Raw genomic sequence first — 14,242 nt, 5'->3', positions numbered from 1 at the left:
GTTAGGGTGAGATCCCGGCCTTCGCCGGGATGACGATAAAGGGAATGTCGTTTTCCGCCCGCAACCCGCGCTGTCCCGCCGCCATTTGCCGGGAACGAAATCGCCGCGTCCGGATAATCGCATCCGCCTCTTGCACATATGGTGCCTTGCTGTAACAATACACCCATAGCACGTCGGCCAGGACGCGCGCCACATTCCATCGTCCGGAGAAACGAACATGCTCGAACGTCGCACTCTGCTGGCCGCCACGGCCGCTTCCTCGCTGCTCGCCGCGTTGCGCGCGCCCGCCAGCGCGGCGCCGGCCGCGCCCGGCAGCGAAGGCGCGCGGCTGACCGCGATCTACGAGCGCATCTACGACATGCTCGTCGATCAGGACCCCGAGTTCGCGACCGCGCTCGGGCTCGACAAGGGCGACCGCGCCGCGTCGAAGGCGAAGCTCGCCGACCGCTCGCCCGCGGGAATCGAGCGCGGCCATGATCTTTACCGAACCGGCCTTAAGGAACTGAAGACGATCGACCCCGCGAAACTCTCGGGCATGGACCTCGTCAATTACGAAACCTTCCGCGATCCGTGGGAACATTATGTCAAGGCGTTCGACACGTTCGATTACGGCCTTCACAGCTGGCCCGAACCGCATCCCGTCACGCAACTCAGCGGCACCTATCGCTCGATCCCCGACTTCCTCGTCAATCAGCACAGCATCGCGAACGCCGCCGATGCCGAAGCCTATCTATCGCGCTGCAATGATTTCGCGGTTCAGCTCGACAATGAAACCGGCCGCATCAAGGCCGATCACGCCGCGGGGATCATCCCGCCCGATTTCGTCGTCGACCGCACGCTCGCGCTGTTCGACAATATCTGGAAACCCGCGCCCGACGCCAATATCCTGACCACCAACCTCAAGACCAAAACCGCCGACATTCCCGGGGACTGGGCGAAGCGTTGCGCCGCGATCGTCGAGGGCAAAATCTATCCCGCGATGCGCCGCCAAGCGGCCGAACTCTCCGCCGTGCGCCCGCGCGCGACGCACGACGCCGGCGTCTGGCGCCTGCCCAAGGGCGACGAATATTACGCCTATGCGCTGCGCTTCGCGACGACGACGGGCATGTCGGCGGAGGAGGTTCACAAGCTCGGGCTCGACCGCATGGCCGCACTGACGGCGCGCGCCGATTCGATCTTCAAGGCGCAGGGCATGACCAAGGGCAGCGTCGCGGAGCGGATGCGCGAACTCGGCAAGGATCCGCGCTTCCTTTATCCGAACACCGACAAGGGCAAGGCCGACCTCATCGCCAAATTGAACGAGCAGATCCAGGAAATGCAGCGCCGCCTGCCCGAAGCCTTCGGCCGCCTGCCCAAAGCCAAATGCGACATTCGCCGCGTGCCGCCCGAGATCGAGGCGGGCGCCCCCGGCGGCTATTATCAGATCCCCGCGCTCGACGGCTCGCGCCCCGGCGCTTATTATATCAACCTGCGCGATACCGCCGAAAATCCGTCGTGGACGCTGCCGACGCTGACCTATCACGAAGCGACCCCTGGCCATCACCACCAGATCGCGCTCGCCCAGGAAGCGACCGGCATCCCGCGCCTCCGCCGCCTCCCCGCCTATTCGGTCTATACCGAGGGCTGGGGCCTTTATGCCGAGCAGCTCGCCGACGAGATGGGGGTCTATGAAAACGACCCGTGGGGCCAGCTCGGCTATCTGCAATCCTATATGTTCCGCGCCGCGCGCCTCGTCGTCGACACCGGCCTCCACCATTATCGCTGGAGCCGCGAGAAGGCGATCGCCTATTATAACGACTCGCTCGGCACCCCCGAAGGGTCGAACGTCACCGAGATCGAGCGTTACTGCGTGTGGCCGGGACAGGCGACGAGCTATATGGTCGGCCAGACGCGCTGGGTCGCGATCCGCGAAAAGGCGAAGGCCGCGCTCGGCGACAAATTCGACCTGCGCGATTTCCACGACACCGCCTTGTCGGCGGGCGCGATGCCGATCGAGGTGCTCGCGGGCGTGATCGACCGCTGGGCGGCGGCACAAAAGGCCTGACCTCACGACAAAGCCCTTCGCCTGCGCGAACAGGCGGAGGGCTTCTCGCGGTGGTCTCGATCAGAACGCCAGAGTCAGAACCCTAATTCTGGAAGATCGCCGGCGTTCCGGGTTTGACCATCTGCGCGACGCGAGCGGCGTCCCAATTGGTCAGCCGGACGCAGCCATGGCTTTCCGCCCGTCCGATCGTGTGCGGCTCGCTCGTTCCGTGAATACCGTAATGCGGCTTGCTGAGATCGATCCACGCGACGCCGACCGGGCTGTTCGGCCCGGGTTTCAGCATCACCGCGTCCTTGTCGTTGCTCACGTCCCAGAACAATTTGGGATTATAGTGGAAGTCGGGATTGCGGCTGACGCCCTTTATCTTCCACGTCCCGATCGGCAGCGGGTCGTGCTGGCTGCCCATCGTCGCGGGGAATTGCGCGACCAGCCGGTCGGCGTCGTCATAGACTTTCAGCACGCCCTCCGATTTGTCGACGACGACCTTCGCGGCGGCAAGCTGCTCCGGCGCGACGCCCAGCCGTTCGAGCGTGCCATTCCAGCCGCGCGGATCGTCGCCCGTCTTCGGGACATCGACGTCGGGGATGTTGGGAACGCGAAATGGACGCCCCGCGCCGACCAGCGTCGATGGGCTGTTGAGCGCGACGAGCGTTTCGGGCGTCGTATGGAAACGCTCGGCGAGCGCTTCGGTCAGATTGCGATAGCCGAGCGCGGGCAATTTGGCCTGATCGGCAGCGTCTTTCGGAAAGGCCGGAACGAACGGGCCTTTCGCAAAGCCCGCGGGGATGACGACCATCCGCGTCGCGGGAATATCGCGTCCTTGCAGCAATGCCTCTTCGGTGGCCGCGTCGAGCTTGCCGCTTTCCTCGATGCCGCGCGCGTTCTGAAAGCCGCGCAGCGCAGCGACATAGGACTGCCCTTCCCTCCCGTCGATCACACCGGGCGAGAAGCCGAGATGGTCGAGCAGAACCTGCGCACGAAGCGTCGGCGGCGCGGCAAAGGGCGCCGCGTCGGTTTTAGCGTCCTCGAAGCGGAGCGTGTCGGAATCGGCGGCGACCTCGGCCGCCGGTGCTTTTTCGGAGCCCTCCCTGTCCAGGGCCGCATTGCAGCCCGCAACCAGCAACAGGCAAGGTAGAATGAAGATAGGTTTCAAATGCTTGTCCTCGCAGTCCGAGCAAGGTTAACGATCCGGTGCGCGAAAGGATGCGGGGGCGGAGCCGGGCGGCCATGGAGCAGCGAGTGTTTAGGTCGGTACTCAATTACAGCGCAGTCGAGGTTTGAATCAAAATGGCTCAGTGCGAGGAGAGCAGACGCAGGAATATGTCGATATTTCCAGACTTCTCGACGAAGCAATGGGCCATTGTGATCAAATCCCCCCTCCCGCTTAATTGGGGGGATGCCCCCTGTCCCGTTCGTGTCGAGCCCTTCGACTGCCGTGCGGGCGCTCAGGATAAACTTCCGGCTTTACCTTCTTTGCGCCTTTGCGTGAGACATTCACCTTTTGCGCAAGGGCGTAAAGGCACGCGGCTTTCTTCCGGCGCGCGCTGCGAATCCCGATTGCCGCGACTTCGACGCTGTGAAATGAAGCCCCCAAGGGGGACGATACATTGGGTTCAAACGGAAATATGACGCTGGCGGACCGCCGTCTTTGGGCGTTCCTCCTCGGCGTCGTCGCGGTGACGATCGGCGTGCTCCTCCACCTCCCGATGTTCTGGATGGGCCGCGACATGGGCTTTCGCATGGCCGGGATGCCGATGGACGGCGCGATGATCGCGGGGATGTGGATGATCGTCGCCGGGATCGGTCTCGCCGCCTATGGCCTGCTCCCCAAGGGCCTGTCGCGGCAAATCGAGACATCGAGCCAGCTCGCGGTCAGCGCGCCCGAGGACGCGCCGCTGTCGGCCGCGCATTGGCGGTTGATGGGGGTGCTCGTCGTCGCGTTGGTGATCGATATTATGAAGCCCGCCAGCCTCGGCTTCACCATCCCCGGCATGATCGACGAATATGGAGTGCCGCGCGAAACCGTCTCGCTGGTTCCGTTCGTGGCGCTCGTCGGCACGGTCGTCGGCTCGTTCCTCTGGGGCGTCGTCGCCGATATCTATGGCCGCAAGGCGTCGATCCTGCTGTCGGCGGTGATGTTCGTCGGCACCTCGATCTGCGGCGCGATGCCCTCGCTCGCGTGGAATATCGGCATGTGCTTCCTGATGGGCGCCGCCGCCGGCGGGATGCTGCCCGTGACCTATGCGCTGCTCGCCGAAATGATGCCGAGCCGCCACCGGGGGTGGAGCCTCGTCCTCGTCGGCGGGCTCGGCGCCGTCGGCGGCTATGCCGCCGCCAGCCTGCTCGCGGTCTGGCTCGAACCCATCTTCAGCTGGCGCGCGCTGTGGCTCGCCAATCTGCCGAGCGGCCTGATTCTCGTGATGCTGGGGAGCTTCATCCCCGAATCGGCGAAGTTCCTGATGGCGCGCGGACGGCATGACGAGGCGCGCCGCGTGATGGCGCGCTTCGGCTCGGCGGTCCACCAGATCGCGCCCGACGAGCCCGCAGTGCCCCGCCGCACAGCATCGGCGCCGAAACCGCGCCCCTTCGGCGGCAAATTGCTCGCGCTCAGCCTCACCGCCATCTGCTGGGGTCTCGTCAATTTCGGCCTCTTGCTGTGGCTCCCCATCGAACTGATCGCGCGCGGCTACAGCATGGAGGTGGCGAGCCGGCTGCTCGCCGCATCGGCGTTGATCGCGCTGCCCACCGTCTTCGTCGTCGCATGGCTATATAGCGCATGGAGCGCGAAAAAGTCGGTGCTGCTCTCGATCGCCGTCACCTTGCTCGGCCTGGCCGGGGTGCTGTGGCTCGCGCTCGCCGAGGGGGCCAGCCCGGTGCTGCCCGTCGCGCTGCTGATCGTCGGCAGCAACGGCATCATCGCGATGCTGCTCCCCTATTGCGCCGAAAGCTTTCCGCTACGCATCCGCGGCCGCGCCACCGGCGTCGTCGCGGCGTGCAGCAAATTGGGCGGCGTTTTCGCGCAGGCGCTCGCGATCATGGCGATCATCCCGACTTTGGCGGTCAGCGCGATGATGATCGCGGTGCCGACGCTGCTGTCGCTGCTGCTCGTCGCCCGCTTCGGCCGCGAGACGCGCGGCAGCGATCTGCGCGACCTCGATCCCGACGGGCATGTGTTCGACAAATCGGGGCTTTAGAATCGCGCGCTAATCCCCCGCGAAATCGAACGCGCTCACGCCGCGCTCGCCCTCACGGAAGCGCAAGGGGCGTCCCAAGGGTGGCATCGACCGCTGGACGCAGCCGGTGCGGGTGCAGCGCCGGCAGCCGAGCCCGATCGGCACCGCGGGCGATCGCATCAGGTCGATCCCGCGCGCGGCGATCAGCGGCGCGGCGACCTTGGCATCGACGCCGATGCACACGGCAAAGCGCGCGGGCGTCCCGCTGCCCGTCGCGCCCGGCGCCGCGACCGAGCGGCTTTGCGTGAACCAGCGCGACCCGTCTTCCAGTTCGACCAGGTCGGCGATCACCTCGCCGGGCCGCGCGAAGGCCTCGTGGACGCCCCACAGCGGGCAGCGCGCGTCGCCATCGACGAGCGGCGACTGGCTCGCCCCGGCATAGCGTTTGCTCCCCTGTCCCGCGCGGTCGATGCGCAGCATGAAAAAGGGCAGCCCGCGCGCGCCGACGCGTTGCAGCGTCGTCAACCGGTGCGCGACCTGCTCATAACCCGCGCCGAAGCGCCGCTGGAGCAGCAGCAGATCATATCCCGTCGCGTCGCACGCGCGCAGGAAACGCCCATAAGGCATCATCAGCGCCGCGGCGAAATACTGGATCAAATGCCGCTCGAACAGCCGCGCCGCCGCCGTCTCGGCAAATTCGGCGCCCGCGACGAGCGCGTCGATCTCGGCCTTCGCCTCGATCTGCGCCAGCGTCGCCGCCGCCTGAAAGGTGCGCGACGCGGGGCGCAGCAGCTCGTTGAGCATCAATTGCCGCGCGTGCCAGTCGAGCCAGCGCAGCCGGTCGGGCATCACGTCGGCGGGCAGGATGCGGATCCCGAGCTGGTGCCGCGTGCGCAAACGCTCCGAAATCGTCCCATATAGATCGCCCCCCGCGAGCCGAAGCTCGTCGGCCAATTCTTCGGCGCGCGCGTCGAGGTCGGGAAAATGATTGCGCCATTTCTCGATCGCGCGGCGCACGGCGGCAACTTCGGGCGCATCGCCCTCGCCTTCCGAACGCCCCTCTGGCGCCGCATCGAACAGTCGCGCGAACGCCGCCGCGGTCGCCGGCGCCGTCTGAAGCCATTCCTCGACCTCCTGCGTCCCGATCCCCAGATCGGCGAAGCGCGGATCGGCGAGCCGCCGCCGCAGACCCGCGAGCCCGCCCGGCACATCCTCGCCGCCCAGCTTCGCGGCGTCGAAACCGAACCGCTCGGCGAGCCTAACGATGACGGTTGCGCTCAGCGGCCGCTGCCCATGCTCGATCAAATTGAGATAGCTCGGCGAAATCGCCAACGCCTCGGCCATGGCGGCCTGCGTCATCCCGGCCTCGCGCCGGACCTTCCGCACCGCCGGCCCCGCAAACACCCGCCGCTCCGCCATTTTGTAACTTTCTTTACTATTTTACATGCTAATTTACACCATATCGCCATATTGCACAAATATTATTGACAAAGCTTTTCACTTTCCGGGGCAGTTTCGCCAACTTCCACCCATCAGCTTCGAACGAGGACAAGACGATGGGTTATCAGGAAGACATGGCGCAAGCAGGCCGCCTCATCCGCGATTACGACGGCACCTGGGACGGCATCAGCGGCGAAAGCATCGCCCGCATGCGTGCGCAGAACAAGTTTCGCACCGGCCTCGACGTCGCCCGCTACACCGCGCGCATCATGCGCGCCGACATGGCCGCCTATGACGCCGATCCCGCCAACTACACCCAGTCGCTGGGCTGCTGGCACGGCTTCATCGCGCAGCAGAAGATGATCTCGATCAAGAAGCATTTCGGCACCGTCAAGGGCCGCTATATCTATCTCTCGGGCTGGATGATCGCCGCGCTGCGCAGCGAATTCGGTCCGCTGCCCGACCAGTCGATGCACGAAAAGACCAGCGTTCCGGCGCTGATCGAGGAAATCTACACTTTCCTCCGCCAGGCCGACGCGCGCGAACTCGGCGGCCTGTTCCGCGACCTCGACGCCGCGCGCGCCGAGGGTGACGAGCTCAAGGCCAAGCAGGTTCAGGCCGCGATCGACAACCATGAAACGCACGTCGTGCCGATCATCGCCGACATCGACGCGGGCTTCGGCAATGCCGAGGCGACCTATCTGCTCGCCAAGAAGATGATCGAGGCCGGCGCCTGCGCGCTCCAGATCGAAAATCAGGTTTCCGACGAAAAGCAGTGCGGCCACCAGGACGGCAAGGTCACCGTCCCGCACGAGGACTTCATCGCGAAGATCCGCGCCTGCCGCTACGCCTTCATGGAACTCGGCGTCGAGGACGGCATCATCGTGACGCGCACCGACAGCCTCGGCGCGGGCCTCACCAAGCAGATCGCCTTCTCGAAAGAAGCGGGCGACCTCGGCGACCGCTATAACAGCTTCCTCGATTGCGAAGAGGTCGAGGGCGCGGGCAACCCCGGCGACGTCCTCATCAACCGCGACGGCAAGCTCATGCGCCCGAAGCGTCTGCCCTCGAACCTCTATCAGTTCCGCCCCGGAACCGGCGAGGATCGCTGCGTCATGGACTGCATCGCCAGCCTGCAGAACGGCGCCGATCTCCTCTGGATCGAGACCGAAAAGCCGCACATCGAACAGATCGCCTCCATGGTCGACCGCATCCGCGAAGTCGTCCCCAATGCCAAGCTCGCTTATAACAACTCGCCGAGCTTCAACTGGACGCTGAACTTCCGCCAGCAGGTGTTCGACGCGTGGGAGAAGGACGGCAAGGACGTCAGCGCCTATGACCGCGCGAAGCTGATGAGCGTCGATTATGACGGCACGCCGCTCGGCGACGAGGCCGACAACCGTATCCGCACCTTCCAGCGCGATTCGGCCAAGCGGGCGGGCATCTTCCACCACCTGATCACGCTGCCGACCTATCACACCGCGGCGCTCAGCACCGACAATCTCGCCAAGGAATATTTCGGCGACGAAGCGATGCTCGGCTACGTCAAGGGCGTCCAGCGCGCCGAGATCCGCCAGGGCATCGCCTGCGTGAAACACCAGAACATGTCGGGCAGCGACATCGGCGACGATCATAAGGAATATTTCGCCGGCGAAGCGGCGCTCAAGGCCGCGGGCAAGGACAATACGATGAACCAGTTCGCCGCTTAAACGAGTTCGACGCGGGGGAAATGTTGCAGCCCCCGCGTCACCCTTCTCGGCGCGGAGTGCCTTGCAAATCACCCCGCGCCTCCCGAGCTTTCCTGGGGAGGAAAGCCTGTCCGTCGGAAGCCGCGAGGCCTCCGGCGGACATTTTTATTGCCGCAGCGCCGCCTCCTCGCCGCGCGTTTTGACCAGCGACCAGATCACCCCGGCCGCGATCAGCGCGACCGTCACGCCGAGGCTGACGAGCGGCGGGAACTTGTCGTCACCCAGCACGAAATCGGCGACGAAGATCTTCGACCCGATGAAGACGAGCACCAGCGCGAGCGCATATTTGAGGTAATGGAAACGGTGCACCATCGCCGACAGCGCGAAATAGAGCGCGCGCAGGCCGAGGATCGCCATGATGTTCGACGTGTAGACGATGAACGTATCGGTGGTGATCGCGAAGATCGCGGGCACGCTGTCGACCGCGAACACGAGGTCGGCGAGGTTGATCACGACGAGCGCGAGGAACAGCGGCGTCGCGGCGAGCACGATCTTGCCGGTCTTGCTGTCGGGCACCCGCACGAAGAATTTCTCGCCGTGCAGCTCGTTCGTGATCGGCATCCGCCGCGACAGCCACTTCACCACCGGATTGCCCGCAACGTCCATCGGCTTTTCGCTCGCGAACAGCATCTTCACGCCCGTGAACACGAGGAACGCCGCGAAGATATAAAGCACCCAGCCATATTCGGTGACCAGCGCCGCGCCGCCCGCGATCATCATCCCGCGCAGTATGATCACCGCGAGGATGCCCCACAAAAGCGCGCGATACTGATAGCGCGGCGGGATCGCGAAGGTCGCGAAGATCAGCGAAATGACGAAGATATTGTCGATCGACAGCGCCTTCTCGATAAAGAAGCCGGTATAATATTGCAGCCCCGCCTCGCCGCCCTTCGCGGCCCAGACCCACGCGCCGAACGCCATCGCGATACCGATATAGAGCGCCGAGAGCTTCAGACTCTCGCCGATCCCCATCTCCTTGTTTTCCTTGTTGAGGATCCCGAGATCGAAGGCCGTGAGCGCGACGACGAGCGCAAGGAAGGAAAGCCAGAACCAGGCCGGGGTGCCCAGCCAGTCGGCGAACAGAAATTCCATGATGATAGTCCCTGGAAATGCCGAGCGCGCCGCCTTTCGGCAGCGCGCGCGATCGTTGCTTTTACGCGATTAGCGCGCGAGCGCCGGACGCAAGGCGGGTCGCCGGACAAGGGCCGCGAGCCGCTCCTTGACCGCGAGCTTCAGCGTCTTCAGCCGCAGCAGGCGGAACGGGTCGGCGCCGCGCCGACGCGCCTCGCGCTGCTCGGCATCGTCGAGCTGGCGATGGAGCAGCGTCAGGCGATAGAAATTGGGATTGAAAATCATCGAAAAGGGCCTCCTGATTGAAAAATCAAGCAGGTGACGCCGATGCCGAAACCCTCAAAACAGGGGGGAGAAAGGGCCTCAAGCATCGGTGTCACCCGATGCGGTCCGACATCACGTAGCGGGATATTTCCCGCCGACGCCAGAGGGGCCCGGCCCGCATATCTTCTATCTAGGGAGCCGCCCCGCCGCTTGCAAGTCCCCCCGCCCCGCGCCACCCTATATCGATGAAGGAGCAAGCATGATGAGCGTCGAAATCGCAAAGGACGGCCCCGTCACGATCGTCACGATCGACCGCCCGGCGAAGCGCAACGCGGTCGATCCCGCCACCGCCGACATGCTACGCGACGCCTTCGCCGCCTTCGCGGCCGACGATGACGCGAAGGTCGCGATCCTGACGGGCAGCGATGGCCATTTCTGCGCGGGCTTCGACCTCGGCGCGGTCGGCGCCAACCGCTACGATCCCGACGGCCCCGGCCCGATGGGACCGACGCGGATGCTGCTCGAAAAGCCGGTGATCGCCGCGGTCGAGGGGCATGCCGTCGCCGGCGGGCTCGAACTCGCGCTCTGGTGCGACCTCCGCGTCGCCGCCGCCAGCGCGGTCTTCGGCGTCTATTGCCGCCGCTGGGGCGTGCCATTGATCGACGGCGGCACCGTCCGCCTGCCGCGTATCGTCGGCCAGGGCCGCGCGCTTGACATGATCCTGACCGGCCGCCCCGTTGCCGCCAACGAAGCCCACCGCATCGGCCTCGCCAACCGCGTCGTCGCCGACGGCACCGCGCTCGCCGCCGCGATCGAGCTAGCGAAACAGATCGCCGCCTTCCCGCAAATCTGCATGAACAGCGACCGGCTGAGCGCCTACCGCCAATGGAATTTCGAAATCGAAGGAGCCCTCGCGCACGAAGCCCACGCCGGCGTCGTCCCCCTGCGCGAAGGCGCGGCGGCGGGCGCGAAACGCTTTACCGACGGCGCGGGACGCGGCGGCAGCTTTGCCCCGTCAAAGCAGATTGACGACTAAGGGGAGAAAGCAGACGTTCCCAACCCTCGTCATCCCGGGCTTGACCCGGGATCCATTCATCCGTCGCTGGCGTCCATGGACCCCGGATCAAGTCCGGGGTGACGATGAAAGAAAGATCCTCCCTGTCGCGCAGCGATGGGGAGGTGGCAGCGCGAAGCGCTGACGGAGGGGCTAATTGCTCAAGCGCCTTATTATCGCAACCGCTGCCCATGCCGTCAGTGCAAACGTCAGCAAATACACGACGATCTGGAAGGGGCTCATTCAACTGCTCCATCACTAGCGGGGCTCATCCACTACCGACTTCCGCGAAGAGGAACAAGGCGGCCCCCCGGGGGCAAGCCCGAGGTGCCGAAGGTTGGGAGGGGGGCATTTCGCGCGCGGCGTCTGCAACTTTGCAGGCCGCGAACGCGTGAGGTCCGGCATTTCTTCGAAGCCCCGCGCGATGCCGGTGTAAGCGATCAGGAAACGCGATTAAAATGCGTCGTTTCCAGTTTTTGAAGCTTGTCGCTGGACCAGACGATCGTTTCGGTCATGGATTTCAGATCCTTGGCGACGGTGTAAACGCGCGTCGACACCCGCGCGCCCGCCTTTCCCAGCGTCATCACCAAAGTGTCCGGCGCCGGCTGACGCAGCGCGACGGTGTCGATGAAATCCATGTTGCCGGTGACCGGTACGGGGACGCCATCAAGCGCGGCGGTCGATTCCGCATGCCGGCTGGAGCCGTCCGGCGCGACGATTTCGACCCGCGTTGTCCATTTGCCGTCTTGCGATGCGCGAAAGATCATCGTCACCCTTTGCGGCCGTTCGTTCTCGGGCATGGCCGACGCGTCCAGCGACCAGCTTCCGGCCAGCGGCAGCTGCCGGGATGCCGCGCTGTGGACGGCGTCGGCGGTTCCGGCCTGATCGGCCGAAGGGGCGGTGGCGACCATCAATCCGGCGGCCGCCAGGGGTATTGCAATGAGCATGGCGATCATTCCTTTCGAACCGCGAACCCCGACGGCTGCGGTGTGCGCCAAATCTTTCACGGTGGAGCGGCGGCTCGAAAGATCGATATTTTCGTCACAAGTTTTTTGGCGGTCCAGCAGCCGCGCCAATTCGCGACTGCTGCCGACTCCCGTTTTCCGGCGGGCGGAGCGCAAACGCTCGTTAATCGAGGTTTCCGAACGGCCTAAACGCGCTGCGATCGTCTTGACGGTATGCCCGGCGACCAACAGGCGCAGAATTTCCATTTCCCGGTCGGTGAGGCATGCGGACAAGCCGGGAGCGGATTCATTGGCAGACATGTCTTTCGCTCACCACAGCCTCACGAACAGGTCCATCCCAATTTAATTGGGAAAGGGCAGCAGGGCCAGATCGAGCGTGGGAAGAAGCGTCCCCCTACCCCTTCCCCATCAGCTTCATCGTCATCGCGGTCAACGCCTCGGTCGCGGTCGAGATCACCGCCGGCGCGTCGGGCGCCCAGAAGGGCGAGTGGAGGCTCGGCAAGGTCCGGCCTTCCTTCTTCGCCGCGTCATATTCGGCCTGCGGGACGCCGCCGACCCAGACGATCAGGCTCTTGATGCTCTTGTCCTCGCGCCCGAAGCGGCCGAAATCCTCGCCGCCCATCACCGGCGGCATCTTGACGACGCGCTCGTCGCCAAAGCTCGTTTTCAGGAACGCCGCCATTTCCTCGGTAAATTCGGGGGTGTTGAAGGTCGCGGGCGTATATTCGTCGCGCTGCACCGTCACCACGGGCATCCGGTCCTCGGGAATGCCGGCCGCGATCGCCTCGCCCTTCGCGATGCGCGCGATCCCGTCGAGCAGATGGTCGCGCACCGCGTCGGTATAGCTGCGTACCGTCAGTTGCAGTCGCGCCTCATCCGAAATGATATTGTGCTTGGCCCCCGCATGAAAGCTGCCGACCGTCACCACCGCGCTGTCGAGCGGGCTCACCTCGCGCGACACCAAAGTCTGGAGCGCGCCGACGATGCGGCTTCCAAGCACGATCGGGTCCTTCGTCGCCTGCGGATAGGCGCCGTGGCCGCCGACGCCCTTCACCAAAATGTCGACGCTGTCGACATTGGCGAGCGCATAGCCCGGCGTATAGCCGATCTTGCCTGCGGGAAACTGCGCCGCATCATGGAACGCCAGCACATATTCGGGTTTCGGGAAGCGCGTATAGAGCCCGTCCTCGAGCATCATCCGCGCGCCCGCGCCGCGCTCCTCGGCGGGCTGGCCGATCATCACCAGCGTGCCCGACCATCCATTCTTGTTCGCCGCCATCAGCCGCGCGACGCCGATCCAGGCGGTCATATGCGTGTCGTGGCCGCACGCGTGCATCACGCCGGTTTCGACGCCTTCCTTGGTGGTGACGCGTATTTTCGACGCGCCGGGAAGCCCCGTCTGCTCGGTGACCGGCAGCCCGTCCATGTCGGCGCGCACCATCACGACCGGGCCGGGGCCGTTCTCCATCACCGCGACGATACCGGTGCCGCCGACCTTTTCGGTGACCTTGAAGCCCAGCTTGCGCGCTTCGGCGGCGAGGATGCCCGCCGAGCGCACCTCCATGAAGCTGAGTTCGGGGTGCGCGTGCAGATCCTTATAGATCGCCATCAGCGACGGCATCTGTTCTGCAACCTCGCCGCGCAGCGCCTGCGCCGCCGCGGGCATCGCGCCCGATACCGCCAAGGCCAGCGCCGCCGCGCCCGTCCACAAAATCCGCATCGTCATTCCCCTGTTTTGGCCGTTTTTCTATTCAGGCGCTCCGTCAACCCGCCGGAACCAGTTCGATCACGTCGAGCAGCGATTCATAGGCTGGCGCGGGCAGCACGAGCCGCCAGCGATTGTCGCCGATCCGTTCGACCAGCCCGGCCATGTCGCGCATCCGGTCGCTGCCGTAGTTGAGCGCCATCTCCTCGTCGCCGAGTTCGAGCGTGCCGAGGAAGACCTGCCGCTTCAGATTGTCGGGAAAGATCAGGCCGACGGGGCGCTGCGACCCCGACAGCTTGGTCAGGCTCGACAAGCCCTGCTCGTCGGCGACGCGGCAGCGGAACCAGCCATAGGCGATATAGCCGAGAGCGCCGCGTCCCTGCGCGCCGACCTTGATCGTCCGGCAGCGATATTCGCCCGCCGGCAAATGCGGATTGGGCAACGCCGCCGTCGGCTGGAGCAGCACGCCCTCACGGTCGATGTCGGCGCCGAAGCCCTTGGCCCGCGCATCGGCGAGCGCCGCCTGCCAGTTCTTATACCAGCCGCGGATCCGCTGCTTGTCGGCATCGGTCGCGGTCGCGCGCCAGCCGCCTGTCGCCTCGGGCGGCGGCGCGTCGGCCGCCGACGGCGGAACGGATGGCACGGTGCGGCAGGCGCTGAGGCCGATGCCGAGCGCCAAGGTTAAAACCCAAATGGAGCGACCCATGATTCTCTTTCTCTCCCCCGACCCCTTGGTTAACCTTAGGAGCGCAAAGGAGATTGCTCAAGAGCGCAGCGG

Annotated in this window: 11 protein-coding genes; 4 read left to right on the top strand and 7 right to left on the bottom strand. The window is 65.2% G+C overall.

Going from position 1 to position 14,242, the window contains the following annotated elements; genetic code table 11:
• Window positions 1-217 precede the first annotated feature (217 nt).
• Window positions 218-2,044: a DUF885 domain-containing protein gene (locus GGR90_RS07775; protein ID WP_167920890.1), complete on the top strand. Its 1,827-nt coding sequence runs from the start codon at window positions 218-220 to the stop codon at window positions 2,042-2,044.
• 82 nt (window positions 2,045-2,126) lie between these two features.
• Here the strand turns inward: GGR90_RS07775 and GGR90_RS07770 are convergent, their stop codons facing one another.
• The gene (locus GGR90_RS07770) at window positions 2,127-3,167 is read right to left on the bottom strand and encodes a L,D-transpeptidase family protein (protein ID WP_425337879.1); all 1,041 of its coding nucleotides are present in this window, start codon (window positions 3,165-3,167) and stop codon (window positions 2,127-2,129) included.
• Between the two features lie 502 nt (window positions 3,168-3,669).
• Between GGR90_RS07770 and GGR90_RS07765 the strand changes: the two genes are divergently transcribed.
• Entirely contained in the window at window positions 3,670-5,238 is a 1,569-nt protein-coding gene (locus tag GGR90_RS07765) for an MFS transporter (protein WP_167920888.1), read from the top strand.
• Window positions 5,239-5,247: 9 nt separating this feature from the next.
• Here GGR90_RS07765 and GGR90_RS07760 read toward each other — a convergent pair whose 3' ends face one another.
• Entirely contained in the window at window positions 5,248-6,636 is a 1,389-nt protein-coding gene (locus GGR90_RS07760) for a helix-turn-helix domain-containing protein (protein ID WP_167920887.1), read from the bottom strand.
• Window positions 6,637-6,773: 137 nt separating this feature from the next.
• On the opposite strand from GGR90_RS07760, the gene GGR90_RS07755 reads away from it, so the two are divergent.
• Window positions 6,774-8,366: an isocitrate lyase gene (locus tag GGR90_RS07755; protein WP_167921511.1), complete on the top strand. Its 1,593-nt coding sequence runs from the start codon at window positions 6,774-6,776 to the stop codon at window positions 8,364-8,366.
• Window positions 8,367-8,510: 144 nt separating this feature from the next.
• Here the strand turns inward: GGR90_RS07755 and GGR90_RS07750 are convergent, their stop codons facing one another.
• Both GGR90_RS07750 and GGR90_RS07745 read right to left on the bottom strand, forming a co-directional pair.
• The gene (locus GGR90_RS07750; protein ID WP_167920886.1) at window positions 8,511-9,497 is read right to left on the bottom strand and encodes a TerC family protein; all 987 of its coding nucleotides are present in this window, start codon (window positions 9,495-9,497) and stop codon (window positions 8,511-8,513) included.
• A gap of 69 nt (window positions 9,498-9,566) precedes the next feature.
• Complete coding sequence (locus GGR90_RS07745) at window positions 9,567-9,761, bottom strand: DUF465 domain-containing protein (protein ID WP_167920885.1); 195 nt, start codon at window positions 9,759-9,761, stop codon at window positions 9,567-9,569.
• A 241-nt stretch (window positions 9,762-10,002) separates the two neighbouring features.
• Here GGR90_RS07745 and GGR90_RS07740 point away from each other — a divergent pair, with 241 nt between their 5' ends.
• Window positions 10,003-10,776 carry a crotonase/enoyl-CoA hydratase family protein gene (locus GGR90_RS07740; protein ID WP_167920884.1) on the top strand — a complete coding sequence of 258 codons (774 nt, stop codon included), beginning with the start codon at window positions 10,003-10,005 and terminating at the stop codon, window positions 10,774-10,776.
• A gap of 458 nt (window positions 10,777-11,234) precedes the next feature.
• Here GGR90_RS07740 and GGR90_RS07735 read toward each other — a convergent pair whose 3' ends face one another.
• From GGR90_RS07735 to GGR90_RS07725, 3 genes are all read right to left on the bottom strand, one after another.
• Window positions 11,235-12,059: a helix-turn-helix domain-containing protein gene (locus GGR90_RS07735; RefSeq protein WP_245198532.1), complete on the bottom strand. Its 825-nt coding sequence runs from the start codon at window positions 12,057-12,059 to the stop codon at window positions 11,235-11,237.
• A gap of 94 nt (window positions 12,060-12,153) precedes the next feature.
• Window positions 12,154-13,479 carry an amidohydrolase gene (locus GGR90_RS07730; protein WP_209023649.1) on the bottom strand — a complete coding sequence of 442 codons (1,326 nt, stop codon included), beginning with the start codon at window positions 13,477-13,479 and terminating at the stop codon, window positions 12,154-12,156.
• 43 nt (window positions 13,480-13,522) lie between these two features.
• The gene (locus tag GGR90_RS07725; protein WP_245198529.1) at window positions 13,523-14,143 is read right to left on the bottom strand and encodes a DUF4893 domain-containing protein; all 621 of its coding nucleotides are present in this window, start codon (window positions 14,141-14,143) and stop codon (window positions 13,523-13,525) included.
• Between the last annotated feature and the right edge of the window lie 99 nt (window positions 14,144-14,242).

This window comes from Sphingopyxis italica (assembly GCF_011926545.1).
Lineage (GTDB): Bacteria > Pseudomonadota > Alphaproteobacteria > Sphingomonadales > Sphingomonadaceae > Sphingopyxis > Sphingopyxis italica.
Note: the sequence above shows the minus strand (reverse complement) of the source record. Positions and strands in the feature narration are given on the sequence as shown.